The sequence below is a fragment of the Phenylobacterium sp. LjRoot97 genome (assembly GCF_964254345.1).
Classification (GTDB): domain Bacteria; phylum Pseudomonadota; class Alphaproteobacteria; order Caulobacterales; family Caulobacteraceae; genus Phenylobacterium.
The window spans coordinates 3,199,585-3,222,634 of sequence record NZ_CAXUTH020000001.1 but is presented as its reverse complement, the minus strand read 5'-3'; the positions used below and the strand labels follow the sequence as shown (position 1 = coordinate 3,222,634).

Annotated in this window: 17 protein-coding genes; 11 read left to right on the top strand and 6 right to left on the bottom strand. The window is 69.5% G+C overall.

Going from position 1 to position 23,050, the window contains the following annotated elements:
- Positions 1–9 precede the first annotated feature (9 nt).
- The gene (locus ACSQ2H_RS15860; RefSeq protein ID WP_436062351.1) at positions 10–1,572 is read left to right on the top strand and encodes a tannase/feruloyl esterase family alpha/beta hydrolase; all 1,563 of its coding nucleotides are present in this window, start codon (positions 10–12) and stop codon (positions 1,570–1,572) included.
- A 25-nt stretch (positions 1,573–1,597) separates the two neighbouring features.
- On the top strand, positions 1,598–2,545 hold the full coding sequence (locus tag ACSQ2H_RS15855) for an alpha/beta hydrolase (RefSeq protein WP_436062350.1): 948 nt from the start codon (positions 1,598–1,600) through the stop codon (positions 2,543–2,545).
- A 33-nt stretch (positions 2,546–2,578) separates the two neighbouring features.
- Here the strand turns inward: ACSQ2H_RS15855 and ACSQ2H_RS15850 are convergent, their stop codons facing one another.
- The 3 genes from ACSQ2H_RS15850 to ACSQ2H_RS15840 form a co-directional block, all read right to left on the bottom strand.
- Entirely contained in the window at positions 2,579–3,361 is a 783-nt protein-coding gene (locus ACSQ2H_RS15850; RefSeq protein ID WP_436062349.1) for a DeoR/GlpR family DNA-binding transcription regulator, read from the bottom strand.
- 93 nt (positions 3,362–3,454) lie between these two features.
- Complete coding sequence (gene rhaI / locus ACSQ2H_RS15845; RefSeq protein WP_436062348.1) at positions 3,455–4,747, bottom strand: L-rhamnose catabolism isomerase; 1,293 nt, start codon at positions 4,745–4,747, stop codon at positions 3,455–3,457.
- A 110-nt stretch (positions 4,748–4,857) separates the two neighbouring features.
- Entirely contained in the window at positions 4,858–6,975 is a 2,118-nt protein-coding gene (locus ACSQ2H_RS15840; RefSeq protein WP_436062347.1) for a bifunctional rhamnulose-1-phosphate aldolase/short-chain dehydrogenase, read from the bottom strand.
- A gap of 100 nt (positions 6,976–7,075) precedes the next feature.
- On the opposite strand from ACSQ2H_RS15840, the gene ACSQ2H_RS15835 reads away from it, so the two are divergent.
- The 7 genes from ACSQ2H_RS15835 to ACSQ2H_RS15805 all read left to right on the top strand — a co-directional run bounded on the left by ACSQ2H_RS15835 (position 7,076) and on the right by ACSQ2H_RS15805 (position 19,159).
- Complete coding sequence (locus ACSQ2H_RS15835; RefSeq protein ID WP_436062346.1) at positions 7,076–8,497, top strand: FGGY-family carbohydrate kinase; 1,422 nt, start codon at positions 7,076–7,078, stop codon at positions 8,495–8,497.
- Positions 8,494–9,660 carry an L-lactate dehydrogenase gene (locus ACSQ2H_RS15830; RefSeq protein WP_436062345.1) on the top strand — a complete coding sequence of 389 codons (1,167 nt, stop codon included), beginning with the start codon at positions 8,494–8,496 and terminating at the stop codon, positions 9,658–9,660. Before ACSQ2H_RS15835 ends, ACSQ2H_RS15830 begins: the two co-directional genes overlap by 4 nt.
- 83 nt (positions 9,661–9,743) lie before the next feature.
- Positions 9,744–13,082 carry a glycosyl hydrolase gene (locus ACSQ2H_RS15825; RefSeq protein WP_436062344.1) on the top strand — a complete coding sequence of 1,113 codons (3,339 nt, stop codon included), beginning with the start codon at positions 9,744–9,746 and terminating at the stop codon, positions 13,080–13,082.
- A 245-nt stretch (positions 13,083–13,327) separates the two neighbouring features.
- Positions 13,328–15,988 carry a TonB-dependent receptor domain-containing protein gene (locus tag ACSQ2H_RS15820; protein WP_436062343.1) on the top strand — a complete coding sequence of 887 codons (2,661 nt, stop codon included), beginning with the start codon at positions 13,328–13,330 and terminating at the stop codon, positions 15,986–15,988.
- Positions 15,989–16,034: 46 nt separating this feature from the next.
- Positions 16,035–17,342: an MFS transporter gene (locus ACSQ2H_RS15815; RefSeq protein WP_436062342.1), complete on the top strand. Its 1,308-nt coding sequence runs from the start codon at positions 16,035–16,037 to the stop codon at positions 17,340–17,342.
- Between the two features lie 90 nt (positions 17,343–17,432).
- The gene (locus tag ACSQ2H_RS15810; protein ID WP_436062341.1) at positions 17,433–18,413 is read left to right on the top strand and encodes an NAD(P)H-dependent flavin oxidoreductase; all 981 of its coding nucleotides are present in this window, start codon (positions 17,433–17,435) and stop codon (positions 18,411–18,413) included.
- A 149-nt stretch (positions 18,414–18,562) separates the two neighbouring features.
- Positions 18,563–19,159, top strand: a complete 597-nt coding sequence (locus ACSQ2H_RS15805) for a malonic semialdehyde reductase (RefSeq protein WP_436062340.1) — start codon at positions 18,563–18,565, stop codon at positions 19,157–19,159.
- Positions 19,160–19,165: 6 nt separating this feature from the next.
- Here the strand turns inward: ACSQ2H_RS15805 and ACSQ2H_RS15800 are convergent, their stop codons facing one another.
- Entirely contained in the window at positions 19,166–19,975 is an 810-nt protein-coding gene (locus ACSQ2H_RS15800) for a class I SAM-dependent methyltransferase (protein ID WP_436062339.1), read from the bottom strand.
- Between the two features lie 79 nt (positions 19,976–20,054).
- The gene (locus ACSQ2H_RS15795) at positions 20,055–20,672 is read right to left on the bottom strand and encodes a TetR/AcrR family transcriptional regulator (protein WP_436062338.1); all 618 of its coding nucleotides are present in this window, start codon (positions 20,670–20,672) and stop codon (positions 20,055–20,057) included.
- Between the two features lie 137 nt (positions 20,673–20,809).
- Here ACSQ2H_RS15795 and ACSQ2H_RS15790 point away from each other — a divergent pair, with 137 nt between their 5' ends.
- Both ACSQ2H_RS15790 and ACSQ2H_RS15785 read left to right on the top strand, forming a co-directional pair.
- The gene (locus ACSQ2H_RS15790; protein ID WP_436062337.1) at positions 20,810–21,337 is read left to right on the top strand and encodes a VOC family protein; all 528 of its coding nucleotides are present in this window, start codon (positions 20,810–20,812) and stop codon (positions 21,335–21,337) included.
- Between the two features lie 11 nt (positions 21,338–21,348).
- Complete coding sequence (locus ACSQ2H_RS15785; RefSeq protein ID WP_436062336.1) at positions 21,349–21,900, top strand: carboxymuconolactone decarboxylase family protein; 552 nt, start codon at positions 21,349–21,351, stop codon at positions 21,898–21,900.
- Positions 21,901–21,940: 40 nt separating this feature from the next.
- Here the strand turns inward: ACSQ2H_RS15785 and ACSQ2H_RS15780 are convergent, their stop codons facing one another.
- Positions 21,941–23,038, bottom strand: coding sequence for a hypothetical protein (locus ACSQ2H_RS15780; protein WP_436062335.1), 1,098 nt, complete (start codon positions 23,036–23,038; stop codon positions 21,941–21,943).
- Between the last annotated feature and the right edge of the window lie 12 nt (positions 23,039–23,050).

Sequence of the window (23,050 nt, the reverse complement as noted above, 5' to 3'; positions counted from 1 at the left end):
GGGGCACTCATGAAGAAGACCATCCGCCTGGGCGCCGGCGCGCTCGGGGCCGCCGCGGCGCTTTGGCCGCTCGCCCAGGCGCAGGCCGCGGGCTGTGAAGACCTGGTCGGCAAGAAGGTCGGCGGCGGCGTGGTGACGTCGGCCGAGCGGTTGGCGGCCGGGGCCAAGCTGTCGCTGACCGGTCCTTGGGCGGCCGCGCCGATCGCGCCGCTGCCGGCGGCGATCTGCCGGGTGAAGGCGCAGATCTCTCCCGTCGCCGGCTCGCTGATCAATGTGGAGGTGTGGCTGCCGGAGACCTGGAACGGCAAGTTCGTCGGCCTGGGCGGCGGCGGCTACAGCGGCGGCCTCGACACCGCGGCGATCATGTTCCCGCCGCTGACGACGCAGGGCTATGCGACCGCGGCGACCGACGTCGGCCACCCGAGCAGCGAAGACGCCAAGTGGTCGAACGGCCAGCCGCAGAAACTGGTCGACTGGGCGCACCGCGGCAACCACGTCACGGCGGTGTTCGCCAAGGCGCTGATCGCCTCGCATTACGCCAAGGAGGCGCAACGCTCGTACTTCCACGGCTGCTCCAACGGCGGGCGTGATGCGCTGATGGAGGCCTGGCGCTATCCGCAGGACTATGACGGCATCGTCGCCGGGGCCCCGGCCGCGCCTTGGACCCGCGCCATGACCGGTTTCGCGTGGAACATGCGGGCGCTGGACGGGCCGCCGAAGGTGACGCTCACGCCGGCCAAGCTGAAGCTGGTCACCAAGACGGTGATGGCGCGCTGCGACGCGCTGGACGGGGTGAAGGATGGGCTGCTGGAAGACCCGCGCGCCTGCCGCTTCGATCCGGCCGAGCTGGAGTGCAAGGCGGGGCAGAGCGCCGAGTGCCTGAGCGGCGACGAGGTGAAGGCGCTGCGGGCGATCTATCAGGGGCCGCGCACCCGCGACGGCAAGCAGATCTCGGCCGGCTTCGCGCCGGGCGGCGAGGCGAGCGAGTGGCCAGCCTGGATCACCAACGAAAAGGCCAACCAGCGCAACTTCGCGACCGAGACCTTCCGCTGGTTCGTGCATCGCAATGAGGCCTGGACGCTCGACCGCTTCGACCTGGACCGCGACTTCGCGCTGGGCCTGAAGCGGATGGGGCCGGTGATCGACTCCGATAATCGCGACCTGCGCCCATTCCTGAAGCAGGGCGGCAAGCTGATCCTCTATCACGGCTGGAACGACGCGGCCCTGCCGCCCGAAAACTCCATCGCCTACTACGCGGAGATGACGAAGCTGGCCGGACCGATGGGCGATCAGGCCCGTCTGTTCATGGCGCCGGGCATGGGCCACTGCTTCGGCGGCGAGGGCCCGAACCGGTTCGACATGGTCAGCGAACTCGATCGCTGGTTCGAGAGCGGCGCGGCGCCCGAGCGGGTGATCGCCGCCAAGCCCGACAACATGTTCGCGGCCCTGGCCGGTTGGCCGACCGAGACGCTGCAGTCGCGGCCGCTCTGCGCCTGGCCCAAGCGGGCCCGCTGGAACGGAACCGGCTCCACCGACGACGCCGCGAACTTCAGCTGCGTGGCCGCGGAGTAGACCATTGTACCTGAGAGGAAACGCCATGAAGGCCGTCTCGATGTCGCTCGCCGCGGGTCTCGCCGCTGCGATTCTGCTGGCGGGCGCGCCCGCCTTGGCCCAGCCGACCGCCGCAGCGCAGGCGACACGGCTGGGGGCCGAGCGCAAGTCGGTCGAGACCATTCGCCTCTATCCGGGCGTCGCTCCGGGCTCGGAGAGTTGGAAGCAGGTCGAGCGTACGACCCCGCACATGGCCGGGCAGGGCAGCCGCCTGACCCGCAACGTCGTCTCGCCGACGCTGGAAGTGTTCCTGCCCGACCCGGCCAAGGCCACCGGCGCCGGCGTGATCATCGCGCCCGGCGGCGGCATGCGGTTCCTGTCCTACGACACCGAAGGCGTCTGGGTCGCTCAATGGCTGGCCGAGCACGGCGTCGCGGCCTTCGTGCTGAAGTACCGGACGGTCGAGACCCCGGCCGGCGACCTGGAGTTCCTGCAGTCGCTGCAGGCGATGTTCGCCAAGCTGGGGGCGAGCCCGACCGGGGCCGGGCCGCTGGAAGGCGCCGATTTCGCCACCGCCGACGGCGTTCGCGCGCTGCAGGTGGCCAAGGAGCGCGCCAAGGACTGGAAGGTCGACCCTAGCCGCATCGGGATCATGGGTTTCTCGGCCGGCGCGCGGGTGACGGTCGGAGCGGTGGACGCGGGCGCCAAGCCGGCCTTCGCCGCACCGATCTATGGCGGCGCGTTCGGCGAGCCCCTGAAGCTGGACGATGCGCCGCCGATGTTCCTGGCCGTGTCGTCGGACGACAAGCTGGCCTCGCCCACCGTGATCGAGCTGTTCACCAAGCTGCAGGCGGCCGGCAAGTCGCCGGAACTGCACGTCTACCACACCGGCGGCCACGGCTATGGGCTGGAGGCCAAGGCCAACAGCTCGGCGCATTGGATCGACGAGTTCTACTGGTGGCTGGAGTCGGCCGGGTTTCTGAAGACGCGCTGACGCCGAAGGGCCGCCCCGCGCGGGGCGGCCGCCTCAGTCGGCGATGATCAGCTGGACGCCGGCCTTTTCGACGATGCGGCGTTCATCGTCGGTGACGCCGGCGTCGGTGACGACGATGTCGATCTCTTCCAGGCCGCAGACCACGTTGCCGGACGGACCGCGGAACTTGGAGCTGTCGACCAGCAGCACGATCTGCTCGGCGCGCTCGATCAGGCGGCGCTCGGCGGCGACCAGCACCACGTCGGCCTGCATGATGCCGTGCGGGCCGACGGCCGCGGCGCCCATGAACAGTTTCGGCGCATGGAAGCGGGGCATGCTCTCTTCGCCCGCCGCGGACAGGATGATGTTCTGCTCGCGGAAAACCGAGCCGGCCGGGACCAGCACCCGGGTTCCCTGCTGCGGCAGCAGCGCGTCGACGATGTGCAGCGAGTTGGTCAGCACCTGCAGGTGCAGGCCCTCCAGGTGCGGGCACATCTGCAGGGTCGTCGACCCGCCGTCGAGCATCACCGCCTCGCCGGGCGCGCAGAGCGCGGCGGCGGCCTTGCCGATGGCGGCCTTCTCCTTGCGGTGGTGGGCGATGTTCTCATGGAACGGCACACCGCTCAGCATCGGCACGGCGGCCGCGCCGCCGGACTGGGCCGGGAGCTTGGCCCCGCCGCGCACGCGGACGAGCTGGCCTTCCTGGGCCATGCGTTCGAGATCGCGCCGAATGGTGGCCGGCGAGGCGTCGAGGTTGGCGATGAACTCCTGGTAGGACGCAAAGCCTCGCGGCTGCATCAACTCCAGGATCAGCCGCTCGCGCTCCGTGGCGTGCATTCGGTAGAATCTCCCCCTTCAGACGGGCAAGGACACTTCTTTCCGCCGGGTCCCGAACAAGCAAGCAATTTCAATCATCATGCGTCGTAATGCTCACACGATGCCGGCGCCGAGCCCCACGGCGCGGCGCTTCTGCGCCTTGCGGCCGCGCCAGCCGCTGTCGCGATAGGCGGCGAGGACGTCGACGGCGCCGCCGGACCTGACCCGGGCCATGGCCAGGATCGGGGTGACGTCGGTGCGATAGGCGCCGCGCAGCGCCTGGAAAGCCATCATCACGTCGTCGGCCTCCTGGGCGGCGGTGAGGGCCGGGCGGTCGACCAGCAGCGCCTTGGCGTAGGCGCCGACGATCGCCTCGGCCGAGGACAGCATGCTCTCGATCGGGTCGGTGACGTTGTGCGACTGGTCGATCATGTAGGCGGGATTGAAGCCGTCGCGCGGGTTCAGCTCGGCCTGCACCAGCTCGTTGAACACCAGGAACAGCTGGTGCGGATTGATGGAGCCGGAGTCGAGGTCGTCGTCGCCGTACTTGCTGTCGTTGAAGTGGAAGCCGCCGAGTTTTCCAAACCGGTGCAGGCGCGCGACGATCTGCTCGATGTTCACGTTCGGGGCGTGGTGGCCGAGGTCGACCAGGCATTGGGCCTTGGGCCCGAGCTGCTGGGCGGCCAGGATGCTGGAGCCCCAGTCCTGGATCACGGTCGAGTAGAAGGCCGGCTCGTACATCTTGTGCTCGAGCAGCATGCGCCAGTCGTCGGGCAGGGCGGCGTAGATGCCGGCGGCGCTGTCGAGGTAGCGGTCGAGCGAGGCGCCGAGGTCCTGCTGGCCGGGGAAGTTGGTGCCGTCGCCGAGCCAGACGGTCAGGGCGTTGGAGCCCAGTTTCGCGCCGATCTCGATGCACTCGACGTTGTGGGCGATGGCCTGGGCGCGGACGGCGGGATCACGCGCGGTCAGGCTGCCGCTGCGATAGGAGTGCGCCTGACCGGGCTGGTCCTGGAAGGTGTTGGAGTTGACCGCATCGAAGCCGAGGCCGAGCGCGGCGGCTTCCTGGCGCAGGCCGGCGTAGTCGTCGACGAAGTCCCACGGGAAGTGCGGCGAGACCCGCGGCGTGGCGCGGCTGAGCTGGTTGACGACCGCGCAGTCCTCCAGCTTCTCGTGAATGTCGGTCGGCTCTCCCGGGATCGGAAACTTGGCGAAGCGCGTGCCGCCGCGGCCCGCGCCCCAGGTCGGCAGGGCGACGGAGAAGGCCTGCGCGCGGGCGGTGATCGTCTCGATGTCGACACCGCGGCGGGCGAGGGCGCGGCCCAGGCTGTCGTAGTCGTCCTCGAGCGCAACGCGGCGCGCGTCGTTGTGGCTCTCGATTGCGTCCTGCGAGAGGGGAAGGCCGCTCATGTGGTTTCGTCCCGGTACTGTCGTCTTCTGATTAGATCACGGCCGGAGCCCCCAGGGCATCGGCGACCCCGGCCGTGACAGGCTGACGGAGGGCTCGACCTCCTCCTGGCCTAGCGGGTGAACGCCTGCGCGTTGCCGGCGTCGACGTTGAGAATGTTGCCGGTGGACTTGGCCGAGGCGTCGCCGGCGAAGAACCAGACGGCTTCGGCGATGTCCTCGGGCAGGACGCTGCGCTTGAGCATGGAGCGGTTCTTGTAGAACTCCTCCAGCTCCTCGCCTGGATCGACGCCATAGGCGCCGGCGCGCTCCTGGCGCCAGTCGCCGTCCCAGATCCGCGAGCCGCGGATCACCGCGTCGGGATTGACCACATTGACCCGCAGGCCGTCCGCCGCGCCTTCAAGCGCCAGGCAGCGGGCCAGGTGCAGGGCGGCGGCCTTGGCCGAGGCGTAGGCTGAGGCGTTGGGGGTGGCGGCCAGGGCGTTCTTGGAGCCGATGAACACGATGCTGCCGGCCTTCTGCAGCTTCATCAGCGGGAAGGCGGCGCGCGAGGTCAGGAAGTAGCCCTCGGCCAGGACGTCGTAGTTCTTGCGCCAGAGGGCGACGGTCGTCTCTTCGATCGGCGCGGAGGAGGCGATGCCGGCGTTGGCGACCAGGATGTCGAGGCCGCCGAACTCGCGGGCGCAGGCCTCGAACGCGGCGGCGACCTGGGCCTCGTCAGTGACGTCGCAGACCGTCGCGCGAACCAGGTCGCGGCCGAAGGCCTGGGCGAGCGACTGCCGGGCGCCTTCCAGCGGTTCGGCGGCGAGGTCGAGCAGCATCACGCAGGCGCCGTCGGCCAGCAGGCGCGCGGCGGTGGCGCGGCCGATGCCGCCGGCGCCGCCGGTAACGACGGCGATCTTGCCGACCAGGGCCTTCGGCTTGGGCATGCGCTGCAGCTTGGCCTCTTCCAGCGCCCAGTACTCGATGGCGAAGGCCTCCTGTTCAGGCAGGCCGATATAGTCGCCGATGGCCTCGGCGCCGCGCATCACGTTGATGGCGTTGCCGTAGAACTCGCCGGCCAGGCGGGCGGTGGTCTTGTCGGCGGCGAAGGTGAAGCGACCAAGGCCCGGGACCAGGATCACCACCGGGTTGGGATCGCGCATCTTCGGATCGGCCGGGGCGGCGCAGCGGCCGTAGTAGGCGCCGTAGTCCGCGCGGTAGGCGGCGAACCGCTCGGCCAGGTAGGCGTCGTCGTCGAGCCGGGCGGGATCGAGCGTCAGCGGCGCGATCTTGGTGCGCAGGAAATGGTCGGGGCAGGAGGTGCCGATGGCCGCCAGCCGGGCGAAGTCCTTCGAGCCCACGAATTCCAGCGCCTCGGCGTCGTCCGAGAAGTGGCCGAGCTTGGAGCGTTCGCCTGGCATGTTGGCGCGCAGGCGCGGCATCAGGCGGGCGGCGGCGTCGGCGCGCCCTGCCGGCGCGAGCGGCGCGGCGACCTGACCGCCGAACGCCGCGCGTCCGGCCATGCGGGCGTTGAGATGGTTGGCGGCGTCGGCGATCAGGTCGATGGTGTTCTGGTAGCAGGCCTGCGAGGTCTCGCCCCAGCAGATGATCCCGTGGCCGGCCAGCATCACGCCGCGCAGCCCGGGATGGGCCTTCACGTAGTCGCGGATCTGTACGCCGAGCTCGAAGCCCGGACGCTTCCAGGGCAGCCAGCCGACCGCGCCGCCCCAGATCTCGCGGGTCGCGGCCTCGCCGCCCGAGGAGGCGGCCAGGGCGATGAGCGCGTCGGGGTGGACATGGTCGATGTGCGCGAAGGGCAGCAGGCCGTGCAGCGGCGTGTCGATCGAGGCGGCGCGCGGGTTCAGGTTGAAGGTGCAGTGGGGAAGGTAGCTCACCATCTCGTCCTCGAACGCCACACCGCGATAGAGCTTCTCGGTGGCGCGGAACTTGTCGAGATAGAGGGTCGAGAAACCGTCCAGCTTCATGGAGCCGATGTCGCCGCCGGACCCCTTCACCCAGAGGACCTCGACCTGCTCCGCGGTGAGCGGATCGGTTTCCGAGAGCTTGGCCGAGGTGTTGCCGCCGCCGAAGTTGGTGACCGTGAGGTCGGACCCCAGCAGATTGGATCGATAGAGCAGCAGCGCCTCCGGCGACATCGCCGCCGCCGCGGCCTTGTCCCACCGGCTTTCGGGCACCGCGAACGGGAGGGCCAGCGCCCGATCGGCCACCGGGCCGGCTTCACTCTTCATATACGGGGTCCTCCCGAGGACGCTGCACGTCGATCTAATTCGCTGGTCTTATATGATCATTTTCGCTAACTATCAATCAAACGAATTCAGGGAGGAGCGTTTGCAGGGGGGGCTGACCGTGGTGCTCGACGTGGGCAAGACGCTGACGAAGCTCAGCCTCTGGGGCCCGTCAGGCGAAGTGCTGGCGCGCGAGTCGCGGCCCAACCAGCGGATCGACGCCGGCCGCTACGCCGCGCTCGACGCCAAGGGCATCGAGGCCTGGGCGGCGCAGGTTCTGTCTCAGTTCGCGCGGCGAGGCGCGATCGCCCGGATCATCCCGGTTGCACATGGCGCCGGCTTCGCGGTGCTGCGCGATGGCGCGCTGGCGTGCCCGCCGCCCGACTACGAAGAACCGCCGCCGCAGGCGATCGCGCAGGCCTACGAGCAGCAGCGCGACGGGTTCGCGCTGACCGGTTCGCCGCGGCTGCCCAACGGTCTCAATCTCGGCGCCCAGCTGGCTTGGATGGAGGCGCTCCACCCAGGCCTGCTGGACGACGGCGCGGTCATCGTCCCCTGGCCGCAATACTGGGCCTGGGTGTTCAGCGGCGTGGCGGCGAGCGAGGTGACGAGCCTGGGCTGCCACAGCGACCTCTGGCGGCCGCTGGAGGGGCGGGCGAGCGGGCTGGCGCAGGCGCGCGGCTGGGCCTCGCGGCTGGCGCCGCTGCGCCGGGCCGGCGAGGTGCTGGGGACGTTGCGGCTTGCCTGGGCCGAGAGGACCGGCCTGCCGCCGGAGACCGAGGTTCACGTCGGCCTGCACGATAGCAACGCTGCGCTGATCGCGGCCCGAGGCTTTCCGGAGATCGCCGATCACGAGTCGACCGTGCTCTCGACGGGCACCTGGTTCGTCGGCATGCGTTCGCCGGCCCCAGGCGCGGCCGTCGATATCGGCGCGTTGCCTGAAGGCCGCGACTGCCTGGTCAATGTCGACGCCCATGGCGCGCCGATCCCTTCGGCGCGGTTCATGGGCGGGCGCGAGGTCGAACTGCTTTCGGGGATCGACACCCGGCGGATCGACATCCGGCCCGACCAGCCGCTGCTTGTGGCGGCCGTCGCGGACGTGGTGCGGGCCGGGGCGAAGGTGCTGCCGACCATGACGCCGGGCGTCGGGCCGTTTCCGAACGGCCACGGGCGCTGGATCGCGATGCCGACCGATCCGGTCGCGCGCCGGGCCGCCGTCTGCCTCTATCTGGCGATGAGCGCCCACGCCTCGCTTGGCCTGATCGGCGCGCGCGAGCGCATCGTGGTGGAGGGGCGGTTCGCCGAGGCCGAGGTGTTCGTGCGGGCGCTGGCCTCGCTGCGCCCGGCCGATGAGATCTACGTCTCCAACGCCGAGCACGACGTGTCCTATGGCGCGTTGCGCCTGCTCGACGCGGGGCGCAAGCCGCTGTCGTCGCTGACCCGGATGAGGCCGCTGGAGGTCGATCTCAGCGCCTATGCACGCGACTGGGAGCGCGAGGCCGCGCGGATCGAGGCGGCGGCGTGAAGGCGGCGTCGGTCTCGGATTATCGTGAGCTCGCCCGGCGACGGCTGCCGCGGTTCCTGTTCGAGTACATCGACGGCGGCGCGTACGACGAGGTGACGCTGGGCGCCAACCTCGATGATCTCCGGGGACTGGCGCTGCGCCAGCGGGTGCTGCGCGACGTCTCGACGATCGACACCTCGACCACGCTGTTCGGCCGCAGGCAGCGCCTGCCGGTGGCGCTGGGCCCCATCGGCCTGGCCGGCATGAACGCGCGGCGCGGCGAGGTGCAGGCCGCGCGGGCGGCTGAGGCGGCCGGCGTTCCGTTCACGCTCTCGACGGTGTCGGCCTGCAGCCTCGACGAGGTCGCCGCCGGCGTCAGCGAGCCGTTCTGGTTTCAGCTCTACATGATCCGCGACCGGGGGTTCATGCAGGCGATGCTGGAGAAGGCCGCATGGCTCGGCTGCAGCGCGCTGGTGTTCACGGTCGACATGCCGGTGCCGGGGACGCGCTACCGGGATTATCGCTCCGGCCTGGCCGGGGCCTCGGGGCTGGCCAGCGCCGCGCGCCGCGCGCTGCAGGGCGCCTGCCGCCCCGGCTGGGCGTGGGACGTCGGCCTGCTGGGCGGCCCGCATCAACTGGGCAATGTCGCGCCGGTGCTTGGGCGCGACACCGGCCTGGAGGACTTCTTCCGCTGGATGCGGGACAACTTCGATCCGACCATCACCTGGCGCGACCTGGAGGCGGTGCGCGAGGCCTGGAAAGGCCCGCTGATCCTCAAGGGCGTGCTCGACGCCGACGACGCGCGCAACGCCGCGGCCTTGGGCGCGGACGGGGTGATCGTTTCCAATCATGGCGGACGCCAGCTGGACGGCGCGCTGTCGACAGCGCGGGCGCTGCCGGAGATCGCCCAAGCGGTCGGCGATCGGTTGACGGTGCTGGCCGACGGCGGCGTGCGCACAGGGCTCGACGTGGTGCGGCTGATGGCGCTGGGCGCCCAGGGCGTGCTGCTGGGCCGGGTCTGGGCCTATGCGCTGGCCGGCGCGGGCGGCAAGGGCGTCAGCCATGTCCTGCAATTGATCGAGGCGGAGATGCGGGTGGCGATGGCGCTGACCGGCGTCACGCGAGTCGAGGAAATCTGTGCGGAGATCCTGGCGGACGCGCCTAGGGATCGCGCCGCGGCCTAGGTGCGCGGCTTGTTCGAGTTCTGGGCGGTCGCCGGGCCGCCCCGCGGGGAGGGGATACACCCATGCATAGCGGCGACTTTCGAATGACGCGCAGGTCCCTCATCGCCTCTGGCGCGGCGCTGGCCTTGGCGCCCGCCGCCGCCCGCGCTGCGCCCGGCGCGGACGACTTGCTGGCCGGATTTCTCGCCCCCCCGCAGGCCGCGCGCCCGCGCACCTGGTGGCATTGGATGGCCGGCAACGTCACCGCCGAGGGCGCCCGCCTGGACCTCGAATGGATGCAGCGCGTGGGGCTGGGCGGCGTGCATGCCTTCTCGGGCCAGCTGTTCGGCGAACCCGCCCTGGCCGAGCCGCGCGCGCCGTTCATGAGCCCGGTGTGGCGCAAGGTGTTCCGCGACTCCGCCGAGTTCGCCCATGCGGCCGGCATGGAGGTCGGCATCGCCGGCTCGCCCGGCTGGAGCCAGACGGGCGGGACGTTCGTGCCGCCGCAGGACGGCATGAAGAAGTACGTTTGGAGTGTCACCGAGGTCGAAGGCGGACGGCCGCTCGCCGGGCCGCTGAAGGCGCCGCCGCGCGCGGTCGGGCCGTTCCAGGGCATGGCCAAGGCCAGCCGGGCGCAACAGCTGAAGGGCGACGTCTACGGCGAGGCTTTCGTCGTGGCCTTCCCGACGCCGGCCTCGGAGGAAGGCGCGAGCGTTCCGGCGCATGTCGCCGACTACGGGCCGATCGACCTCTCGCCGCTGGCGGCCGGAGAGTTGTCGGTGTCGGTCAAGCTGCCGATCCAGGCGCCGTCGAGGTCAGCCTGGATCGAGGCGCGCTATCCGGCGCCGACGCGGATCATGGCGTTGAGCATCGGCCTGAAGGACGGCGCGGCCGTCGAGGTGCTGGCCAGCGACGACGGGACCACCTTCCGCAAGGTTGCCGAGGACGTGGTCATCGCGACCTCGGGCGTCGACCATCCGGCCACGCAGCAGACGCTGTCCTTCGACGCGGTCACCGCCCGGGTGTTCCGGGTGGTGATGACGGAGCTCGATCCCACGCCGCCGCTGCCCGGCCTGCCGCCGGGCTTCGGGCGGCCGCGTCCGCCGCTGAAGGCGTTCGACATCGCGGCGTTCAGTCTGGAGCGGTCGGGGCGGGTGCACCGGTTCGAGGCCAAGGCCGGCTTCGACACCACCATCGGCGCGGCCGGGCCGACGCCTGCGGTCGCTGCGGACGCGCTGGTGCGGCGCGCCGACGTCGTCGACCTGAGCGGCAAGCTTCGGCCCGACGGCGTGCTCGACTGGACCCCGCCGCCGGGGCGCTGGACGGTGCTGCGCTTCGGCTGGTCGCTGACCGGCGCCAGCAACGGGCCGGCCGAGCCGGAGGCGACAGGGCTGGAGGTGGACAAGCTCGATGCGGCGGCGGTGCGCCGCTACGCTGACGCCTATCTCGGGCTCTACGACGAGGCGACGGGATCGAAGGTCGGCTCGAACGCCGTCTCGACCCTGCTCACCGACAGCTGGGAGGCTGGGTTCCAGAACTGGACGCCGGCCCTGTTCGACGAGTTCCGCCGCCGCCGCGGTTATGAGCCGACGCCCTATGCGCCGGTGCTCGCCGGCCGGGTGGTCGACAGCGCCGAGACCAGCGACCGGTTCCTCTGGGACCTGCGGCTGACCCTGAAGGAACTGCTGGCCGACGCCCACTATGGGACCTTGGCCACGGCGCTGCACCAGCGGGGCATGACCTATTACACCGAGGCGTCGGGCGACAATCCGCGCATCCTCGGCGACGGCATGGCGATCAAGGGCCGTTCCGACATCCCGACCGCCGAGTACTGGTACCGCGACTTCGCGTCCGGGCCAGGGCAGCTGTCGCTGAAGGCCGACCTGGAAGAGGCGGCGTCGGCCGCCCACGTCTACGGCAAGCGCCTGGTCGCGGCTGAATCGCTGACGGTAGCGGCCGGGACGGATCCCTGGTCGTTCTCGCCGCGCATGCTCAAGCCGGTGGCCGACGAGATCTTCGCGCGCGGGATCAACCGCATCATCATCCATGACTCGCGCCAGCAGCCGCTGGTCGACGCCAAGCCGGGCATGACGCTGGCGATCTTCGGCCAGTACTTCAATCGCAACGAGACCTGGGCCGAGGACGCCGGCCCGTGGATCGACTATCTGGCGCGTACCTCGCATCTGCTGCAGCAGGGCGATTTCGTCGCCGACGTCGCCTACTTCTACGGCGAGGATCGCAATCTCTCGGAGCTGTTCCGGCGGCGGCTGAACACCGACGTGCCGGTTGGTCACCGCTACGACTACGTCAACCGCGAGGCGCTGCTGGACCTTCTGTCGGTGCGGGGCGGGCGCATCGTGACGCCCGGCGGGATGAGTTATCGCGTGCTCTATTTGCCCGACCACGTGACCCGTCACACCGAGCCGGTGTTGCGCAAGATCGGCGAGCTGTTGAAGGCGGGCGCGGTGGTGGTCGGGCCCAGGCCGCTCGGCGGGCTGGGGCTGACCGCGCCGGACGCGGCGATCGAGACGCTGGCCGATGAGATCTGGGGCGCGGCGCCCTTGGCGCCGACCGGACGCAAGGTCGGGCGAGGCAAGCTCTACCCGAGCCTGGCCGACGCCCTGGCGGGGGAGGGCGTTGCGGCGGACTTCCGCTTCGAGGGCGCAGCCGACGCTGAACTGCTGGCGCTGCATCGGCGAACGCGCGAAGCCGACATCTACTTCGTCTCCAATCAGAAGGAGCGCGCCGAGGAGGTGTCGGCCTCGTTCCGCGTGGCCGGCCGGGCTCCCGAGGTCTGGCGGGCCGTCGACGGCTCGATGGAGCCGCTTGGTTATGCGACCGAAGGCGGGCTGACCAAGGTCGCGCTTCGGCTCGAACCGTACGAGGCGCTGTTCGTGGTCTTCCGCAAATCGACGCGCCAGAAGGCCTGGCAGGCGGCGGGCCGACGGACATCGGTGGCGGCGAGCGTTCAGGCGTCCTGGAGCGTGAGCTTCGGGCCGGGGCTGGCTGCGCCGGCGCCGACGAGCTTCGAGGCGCTGACGTCGTGGTCGGAATCGGGCGACCCGCTCATCCGCTACTATTCCGGCTCGGCGACCTATCGCGCGAGCGTTGATGTGGTCGGCATGGCGCCCGGCGAGCGGTGGTTGCTCGACCTCGGCGAAGTGCACGAGTTGGCCGTCGTCGAGGTCAATGGGAAGCCGGTGGGCACGGCCTGGCACGCGCCCTACCGGCTCGATGTCACCGACGTCCTCAAGCCCGGCCGCAACGAGATCGCCGTGCGGGTCGTGAACCTGTGGCCGAACCGGCTGATCGGCGACAAACAGCCGGGTGCCAAGCCGGTGACGTTCGCGCCCATGTCGACCTACACCGCCCAATCGCCGCTGCTGCCATCGGGCTTGCTGGGGCCGGTGAGGCTGCTGGTCTCGCGCAAAACCACGAAGTGATCACAAGCGAGCGAGGCGGCGGGCTGTCCGGCTAGGCCTCCGGCCGCCCCGCCAAAGGCGGCCTAAGCCATTACGAAATAGGGATTTCGTGACGTCCCTCTAAGCGGAGGGTATCGGGCGATCCGGTCGCAGCGGTGCGAAATGAAATGATCGAAAATGATCGCAATAGTTATAACTTGCCCAAAGCTGCGCGCTGACGTAAAGATTCACGAAAGAACGTAAGAACAAATTCCTGGGGGGATTCCATGGGCCATCGTTCCAATCGCGCTGTTCAATTGCTTGGCGGCGCCGCGCTGAGCGCGATCCTCGCCGCGCTGGCGTCACCCGTGCTGGCGCAGGGCGCCGCGCCCCGCTCGGACGCCGAGACGGTCGAGGAAGTCGTCGTCACCGGCACCATGATCCGCGGCGTCGCACCGGTCGGCACCAACGTTATCGGCGTCAACGAAGAGCAGATCCAGAAGCTGGGCGCCGTCAGCACCCAGCAGGTGCTGGCGCAGATCCCGGCCATCAGCAGTCAGTTCAACCGCACGCCGGCGACCGTCGCCAGCATCGGGGCGACGACCCAGCGTCCGAACATCCGCAACCTCGGCGGCGCCGGCGGCAACACCACCCTGGTGCTGATCGACGGGCGCAACGTGGTCGGCGCCGGCATCCTGATGACCACGCCGGACTCCAGCATCCTGCCCCCGAGCGTGCTGCAGCGGGTCGAGGTGATGGCCGACGGCGGCTCGTCGCTCTACGGCGCCGACGCGGTGGGCGGCATCATCAACTACATCACCAAGCGCAAGGCCGACGGCTTCGAGGTCTCGGGCCACTACGGCGTGGCCGATCCCGGCTACTGGGCCGGCGATCTGAACCTGACCGCCGGGACCAGCTGGACCGGCGGTTCGGCGTACGTCGCCGCGTCGTATCGTGAGAACAGCAACCTCACCGCTTCCAAGCGCAGCTATCCGCGTCAGGACCTGCGTCCGCAGGGCGGCGACGACTTCCGAGTGACCAACTGCGCCGCGCCGAACGTGACGGTCGGCGCCGTGACCTTCGCCGCGCCGGGCTTTGCGGCCGGCTCGCTGAACCGCTGCGACACGGCGCTGTTCGACGACATCGTGCCGGAAGAGCGCCAGTGGGGGCTGTTCGGCTCGTTCAGCCAGGAGCTCTCCGACAGCCTCAGCTTCAACGGCACCGCCTATTGGAGCGAGCGCAAGACCACCCAGGCCAACGCCCAGCTGACGGCGTCGGGCGTGGTGGTGCCGCAGACCAATCCGTTCTTCGTGCGTCTTGCGCCGGGGACCAGCGAGACCCTGGCCTTCAGCTTCTCGCCGGTGCTCGGCGACTACGCCTATTCGACAGCGTCGCTGAAGCAGTGGGGCGTGACCCCCGAGATCACCGCCAAGCTGGGCGGCGATTGGCAGCTGAAGGCGATGTTCAACTACGGCCACAGCGAGACCCAGGCCTTCTCGCCGCTGGTGAACCCGGTGGCGCTGGCCTTGGCCGCGGCTGGAACGACGACCACGACGGCGCTCAACCCGTTCAATCTCTCGCAGACCAATCCGGCGGTGATCAGCGCGATCACCAACTACGGCAAGGATGCGCGGGCGATCCAGACCCTGACCGACGTGCGGGCGATCGCTGACGGGCCGCTGTTCGCGCTGCCGGGCGGCGACGTGCGCATGGCCGTCGGCGCCGAGCATCAGATCCAGACCTCGCGCGCCAGCAGCGTCGACGGCCCGCGCGGCGGGTTCGGCGACCTGACCATCAAGGACGCCGACCGCAACGTGACCTCGGTGTTCGCCCAGGTGGTCGTGCCGGTGATCGGCGAAGACAACGCCCTGCCGCTGGTCCAGGCGTTCACGCTGGACGCCTCGATCCGCTACGACGACTACAGCGACTTCGGCGACACCACGAACCCCAAGGTCGGCTTCACCTGGCAGGTGGGCGCGGGCTTCAGCGTCCGCGGCAACTACGGCACCGCCTTCAACGCGCCGAGCCTGGCCGACACCACCGGCGCCGTCGACAGCCGCGCCCAGGTCCTGGCGGTCAGCCCGATCCGCGCGCCGACCTCGCCGATCACCGACCTGTTCCGGCCGACCATCGTGCTGGCCGGCGGTAATCCGGACCTGAAGCCGCAGACCGCCGACACCTGGTCGGTCGGCGTCGACTGGAAGCCCGACTTCTTCCCCATGCTCCAGGCCGGCCTGACCTATTGGAACGTGGAGCTCGAGGACGCGATCACGGTCGTGCCGCCGGGCTTCCCGGGCTCGCTGTTCACGGTGCCGGCGTTCCAGAAGTTCATCACCATCAACCCGACCCTGGCCCAGGCCCAGGCGGCGACGGCGGGCCTGTTCATCGACGGCGCGCCGAGCGTCGCAGCGCTGTTCTCGCCGTTCTCCAGCCCTTACGCGATCATCGATGCGCGCCGTAAGAACGTCGGGTCGCTGTACGTCTCGGGCCTGGATTTCTACGCCAACTACGCCCAGCCGGTCTCGTTCGGCACGGTGTTCGCCAGCGTCAGCGGGACCTACACCCTGAACCGCGAGAGCGAGGCCTACGACGGCGCGCCGAAGACCGATCTGCTGGACGCCAATGTCAGCCGGCTGCAACTCGGCGCCACCATCGGGGCGACCTGGGACAAGCTGACGGCCTCGGCGACGGTCAATCACAGCGAGGGCTACGACGTCACGGGCGCCGGGACGCAGACCCGCACCGACTCCTTCTCGCCGGTGAACCTGGCCTTCGTCTACGACTTCGGCGGCGAGACCTGGGACCGGGATCTGACCCTGACCCTGAACATCGACAACGTGTTCGACGAAGAGGTCCCGTTCCTGAACATCAGCCCGGGGATCGGCGCGCCGGTCAACGGCTCGACACTGGGCCGGTTCGTGAACCTCGGCGTGCGCAAGCGCTTCTAAGCCGCCCGGCGGGGAGGGCGCGACGTTCGACAGAGCAGGAAGACACATGGGCTCCGATCACACGTCCGCCGCGCCCGGCGCGTTCGCCGCGTCCGACACGCGCGAGGACTGGAAGAACACCATCCTGGCGGGGCTGGCGAACTACATCGACGCCGGGTCTATCGTGGCCGGCTCGGCGGCGCTGGCGCTCTGGGCGAGCGCCTACGGCCTCAGCACCACCTTCATCGGCCTGTTGGGCGCGTTCAGCGCCAATGCGATCTCGGCCGGGGTCGGGGCGCTGATCGGCGGGCGGCTTTGCGACCGGTTCGGCCGCAAGCGCATCTACCAGTACGACATGCTGTTCTACGCCTTCGGCATGCTGTGGCTGGTGTTCGCCACCGCGCCCTGGATGATCGTGGTCGGCTTCGTGCTGGTCGGCCTGGCGGTCGGCGCCGACATTCCCGCGTCCTGGTCGCTGATCGCCGAGCAGGCCCCCAAGGGCAAGCGCGGCAAGCACAGCGGCGTGGCTCAGGTGCTCTGGTACCTCGGCCCGGTCGTGGTGATGGTGATGTTCTTCGTGCTCGCGCCGCTGGGCCTGCTGGGCGCGCGGATCGTGTTCGCGCATCTGGCGATCCTGGCGCTGGTGCTGACCCTGCTGCGTTCGCGGATGAAGGAGTCCGAGCGCTGGACGCAGGCCCAGGAGGAGGCCAAGCGCGCCAGGCTGGCGGGGGAGGCGTCGGCCGAGGTCTCGCCCTGGCGCGAGCTGATGCAGCCCAAGAACCTGAAGGCCATGGCGTTCCTGATCGGCATGTACGGCATGTGGAACCTGTGGGCCGGGACCAACGGGTTCTTCTTCCCCTACATCCTCAGCACGGTCGGCAATCAGACCCAGGCGGTCAGCGTGGCGGTGCAGGCGCTGAACTTCGGCCTGGGCATCGTCTCGATCATCTTCATCTTCATGAAGTTCGCCGACCGGGTGAACCAGCGGCTGCTGTTTGCGATCTCGGCGCTGATGCAGGTCGTGGCGATGGCTCTGCTGGCGATCTTCCCGCTGACCTTGCCGGTGGCGCTGCTGCACGTCGTGCTCGGCGGCATCGCGGTGGGCTTCGGCGCGCAGTCGTTCTTCCAGCTCTGGAGTTCGGAGCTGTTCCCGACCCGGATCCGCAGCACCGCCCAGGGCGTGACGTTCGCCGTCGTGCGCTTCGGGCTGGGGATCTGGAGCTTCTTCGTACCGGCGCTGACGGCGACCGGCTTCCACACCCTGGCCTGGATCCTGACCGGCTTCCTGGCGGCCAGCGGACTGATCGGGACCCTCTGGGCGCCGCGTAACGAGGGCAAGTCGCTCGAAGAGATCGAGGCCGAACGCGCGGCCTGATCGGCGACCTCGACGCTTGCCGTCTTGGCCCCGAGCCCAGCTTCCTCTAGGGCTTGAGGTCAAAGAACAGGCGAAACAGGGAGGAGCGCCATGATCAAGACCCGCATTACCGAGATGTTCGGCGTCGAGACGCCGCTAATCATGGGCGGCATGACCGGCGTGGGCTATGCGCCGCTGGTCGCCGCCGTGGCCAACGCCGGGGCGCTTGGCTTCATCACCGCGCACCACTCGCCGACCGCCGAGGCGCTGTGGGAAGAGATCAAGCGCTGTAAGGAACTCACCGACAAGCCGTTCGGGATCAACCTGACCCTGCTGCCGTCGCTCAACCCGATCCCCTATGACGAGTACCGCGAGGCGATCATTGAGAGCGGCATCAAGATCGTCGAGACCGCCGGTCGCAACCCGACCGACCACTTGCCGCGCTTCAAGGAAAACGGGGTGAAGGTGATCCACAAGTGCACCTCGGTCCGCCACGCGGTGACCGCCGCGCGCCATGGCATCGACGTGATCTCCATCGACGGCTTCGAATGCGCCGGCCATCCGGGCGAGGACGATGTGGGCCTGGTGGTGCTGCTGCCGGCCACGGTGGACGCCGTGGACGTGCCGGTGATCGCCTCGGGCGGCATGGCCGACGGCCGCGGCCTAGCCGCCGCCCTGGCCCTGGGCGCCGAGGGCGTCAACATGGGCACGCGCTTCATGGCCACCCAGGAGTGCGCCATCCATGAGAACGTGAAGAAGAAGATCGTCGAGAACACCGAGCGCGACACGCTGCTGACCAACCGAACGCTGCGCAATACCAGCCGGGTGGCGCGCAACGCGGTGTCCGAGGAGGTCGTGCGCATCCAGCAGGACCCGACCAAGACCATCGAGGACGTGCGCCACCTGGTCGCCGGCGTTCGCGGCCGGACCAACGTCATGGGCAAGGGCGACACCGACGACGGGATCTGGACCGTCGGCCAGAGCCAGGGCCTGATCCACGACATCCCGACCACCGCCGAACTGGTGCGCAACATCATGCGTCAGGCCGAAGAGGTGCTCGAGCGCAGCGCGCGCCGGCTGCAGACCGCCTAGGAAGCGAAGGGGCCCGTGCGCGGGCCCCGACGTTCCGGCCGATGTCGTTTAATTCCCACTATTTTTATATACATTAATTCGAAGACCTCATAGACGGGCCCCACGGGCGGCCCGAACCGCGCCGGACAATCAACCGCGGTCCTGAAGCTATGAGCGAACACGACGTCCTGTCCGATCCTGCCCTCGACCAGCTGTTCCGCAGCGCCCGGTCGGCCAACGCCTGGACGCCGCAGCCGGTGTCGGAGGCGACGCTGCGCGAGCTCTACGACCTGGCGAGGCTCGGCCCGACCTCGGCCAACGTCTCGCCGGCGAGGTTCGTGTTCCTGACGACGCCGCAGGCGAAGGCCCGGCTGGCGCCGCATCTGTCCAGCGCCAACCGCGCCAAGTCCCTGGCAGCGCCGGTCACCGCGATCATCGGCTACGACCTGAACTTCGCCGAGAAGATCCCGGAGCTGTTTCCGCACAATCCCGGCGCGAAGGCGTGGTTCGCCGATCCCGAGCTCGCGGCAATCACGGCGCTGCGCAACGGCACGCTGCAGGGCGCCTACCTGATCCTCGCCGCCCGCGCGCTCGGCCTGGATTGCGGGCCGATGTCCGGCTTCGACCATGCGGGCGTCGACGCCGAGTTCTTCGCGGGAACCACGGTGGTCAGCAACTTCGTCTGCAATCTCGGTCATGCGGACCGCAGCGGCGCCTTCGAACGACTGCCAAGGCTGTCGTTCGAAGGCGCCTGCCGGATCGAGTGACGCGCCTCAGGCGGTCACCGTCACCTTGAGGAACGTGGCCGGGATCTCCGTCCGCCCGGCGTCGCCGCGGTTCTGACTGGCGAACAGCGCCGAGAGCTCGGACTGCAACTGCGCCTCGCGGCCGTCGTCCTTGGCGGCGGCGAAGGCGTTCATGGTCGGCCCGTAGAAGTCCCGGAAAACAGCCAAGAAGCTGTCGGGCGAGCCGGGATGCCGAAAGGTGTAGGTCGCCCGCTCGCACTGGATCCGGTCGGCGGGGACGCCGGCCTGGCCGAAGCGCTCGCGGACATTGTCCTCCAGTCCCCAGGTGACCGGGCTGACGAAGCCTTCCGGCGGCGGCGGGGTGTAGGCCGCGCTGGTCTGCAGGATCTTGGCGATCAGGGTCGGGTCTCCGGGGATCCAGTTGCCCATGACGACGCGGCCGCCCGGGCGGGTGACGCGGACCATCTCGCGGGCGACGTCGAACGGCCGCGGGGCGAACATCGCCCCGAACATGCTGACCACCAGGTCGAAGCTGTCGTCGGCGATCCCCTCCAGATTGGAGGCGTCGCCCTCCTCGAAGCGCAGGTTCGAGAGACCGGCCGCCTTGGCCCGCTCGCGGCCGGCCGCCACCAGGTTGGAGGCGATGTCGACGCCGAGCACGTTGGCGCCGCGCTGGGCGGAGGGCAGGGCGGTGGTGCCGTCGCCGCAGCCGAGATCGAGGACGTCCATCCCCGCCTTGACGTCGAGACCGGCGACCACTTCGTCGCCGCTTTCACGCATGGTGGAGGCCAGGCGCGTGAAGTCGCCCTTTTCCCACAGAGCCTTGTTTGCATTCATCTTGTGTCGCTCCGAGATAACATCGTTCTCGATACTATCTTCGGAGTGCTGGCGCCATCAGGCGTGCACCGCAGGCGGCTCAGCGCAGGACGGTGCCGATGAAGTTGTCGATGAACCGCGCCACGGCGGCGTCGACCTGCGGGCGGGGCGGCATTTCCGTCGAGGTGGTGAAGTGCTCGCGGCGGATCAGGGTCAGGCCAGCGGCGAACATCCGCGCGGTTTCACGCGGGTCAGGCGCGATCAGGCCGTGCGCCTGGGCGAAGTGGGCGCAGTAGTCGGCGAGCAGGTGGATCTCCTCGCGGTAGAGGGCGTCGTTGAACCGCTGCTGGCCTGGGCCGCCGGGACCCTCCTTGCTGATCGTCGCCATGTAGCGATGCTCGCGCGGGTCGATCCAGCGATCGACCAGATGCCGGCCGCAGAGCCGGAAGAAGGCCGGCGGGTCGTCGGCCAGGGCGCGGTACTCCGGGCTCTTCAGGCGCTCAACAAACTCGGCCGGCCCCCATTGGGCGATCAGGGCGTTGTAGAGGTCGTCCTTGCCGGCGAAGTGGTTGTAGAGGCTGCTTTCGCGCAGACCTGCGGCGCGGGCCAGCATGCGCATCGAGGTTCCGGCGAACCCGTGCTGGGCGAACAGCTCGAGCGCGGCGTCCATGATCCGCCGCCGGGTCGTGCCTTCCTCGGCTCTGTCCATCACCTGCATGGGCCGCTCGTACGCTGAAACAGCTCTGCTCAACAATCGACCTTGTGACACGAACGAACGTTCGTTACGAGGTGCGACGAACGATCGTTCGTAGATCGGCGCCCAACGCCGGCGGCGGCGAGCTCCAGGGAGGAACCATGAGCCGGATTTTCGGGAAGGTCTGCCAGAACGGCTATGTCGTGCGTGACATCCAGGCGGCGATGAACCACTGGATCGACGTCATGGGCGTCGGGCCGTGGTTCTACATCGAGGACGTCAAGACCGACTGGTTCAAGCACCGCGGCGTCGACTCGGATGTGAAGATGTCGATCGCCCTGGCCAATTCGGGCGACCTGCAGATCGAGCTGATCCAGCAGCGCAACGATGCGCCGTCGATGTACAAGGAGTTCCTGGACGCCGGGCTCGAGGGCCTGCAGCACATGTCCTATTGGACGCACGACTATCAGGGCCTCTACGACAAGGCTCTGGGGCTCGGCTACGCCGTCGGCCACGAAGGCGCGATCGGCGGCGAGAAGGGGCGCTTCGCCTATTTCGACACCCAGGCGCATCCCGGCACGGTGGTCGAGATCTCGGACATCAGCGGCACGAAGGGACGCACCTTCGAACACATCCGCAAGGTGGCGGACGGCTGGGACGGCGCCGACCCGATCCGGACGTTCAAGTGAGGGCGGGCAGGATGAACTACCCAGACCTGGAGAGCCTGTCGCCGGAGCTCAAGGCGATCCTGGCCGGCAAGCGCGAAGCCAACGTCTACAAGATGCTGATGCACTCGCCGAACCTGGCGCCGGGGTTCACGGCCCTGGCCGACGCGGCGATGTGGAGCAAGACGTGGCCGGCGACCTGGCGCGAGCTGGCGATCGTGCGGGTCGGGCGGCTCTACAACTCGCCCTACGAGGTGCATCAGCACGAGCAGATCGGCCGGCTGATGGGGCTCAGCGACGCGCAGCTGGCGGCGTGCGCGCTCGGCGCCGACCAGGGGGCGCTGTCGGACGATGAGCGCACGATCCTGCGCCTGACCGACGCCCTGGTAGAGCGCCACACCCTGAGCGCCGCCGAGCGGGAGGAGGGGCTGAAGATCCTCGACCTCAACGGCTTTGCGGACTTCGTGATGACCGTCGGCTTCTACCAGCTGGTCAGCAACTTCCTGAACGTCTTCGAGGTCGAGATCGAGCCGCACGACCTGTTCCCCAAGCCGGACGGGCGCCGGGCCGCCGCGGCGGCGCCGTAACGCGAGACGGGCCGACCCACTGCTGGGCCGGCCCGACCGCCTACTCGGCGTAGAGGTTGTCGAAGCGTCCGACCTTGCAGCTGTAGCCTTCCGGCGGCGCCGTCAGCTTGAACTTGGCCGGGTCGGATCCCTTCGGGTGCGAGGCCATGGTCTTCAGGGCCCAGAGGTTGAAGGCCTGGGTGTTCACCTGCGGCCACATGTGGCCGTGGTCGGCGGTGCAGGCGACGTGGACCACGTTGGACTTGGAGCTGAAGTAGTTCGAGCCCGCCTGGGTGCTGGGGCGGTAGTCGGCGCAGAGCACCGAGCCGCAGTGCCAGATGTCCTTCTCGCCGCCCCAGACGGTGATGACGATCAGGGGCGACAGGTCATCCTTCAGCGGGAACGGTCCGATGCGGCCCTGATGGATCTTGGCCGGCGCGTCGATCACCGCCTGGCGGGCGGCGTCGAAGCTGAGGGGCGCGCCGTCGTCCTGGCTGACATACCACTCGCCGGAGATCGGCATGCCCCCGGCCCAGAAGTCGGAGCGGAAGGTCAGGGCGCGGTTGGTCATCGTGCCGCCGGAGGAAATCCCGCCGATGTAGAAGCGGCTGGCGTCGAGCGGGAACTTGGTCCCGACGCACTTGATCATCGCCTCGAAGAAGCTGGAGTCCGGGCCTTCGTCGTTCTTCCAGACGTCGCCGGCGGCGGTCGGGGCGCGGCCCTCGCGCCAGGGCATCCAGTTCCAGCCGCTTTTGCCGGGGCCGTTGCAGGCGCCGCCGCCGAGGTTCGGATCCTGGCCCGCGCACTCGCGGACCGGGCCGATGACGGTGAAGCCCTGGTCGGCCATCAGGGCGTTGGCGCCGCTGCGGGGGACGTTGAGGTTGGCGTAGGTCGACTCCACCGTGCCGGTCAGCGGCACCCAGACCGGGGCGGGGCCGCTGACGCCCTTGGCCGGGTGGACGTAGAAGGCGCGCTTCTCGCCCTTGTGCGGGAAGTCGACGTTGAGGCCTTCCTTGACCTGGTAGCCGTCGGGGCACTCCCAGGTGATCTTCGGCGCCTTGGCGGCGGCCTGCTGCTCGGGCGGCTTGGGGGCGGCGGCGCAGTTGGCGAGCGTGGCGGTCAGGGCCGCGGCGCCGAGCAGCTTGAGTTGGAAATTCATCGGTGTTCCCCC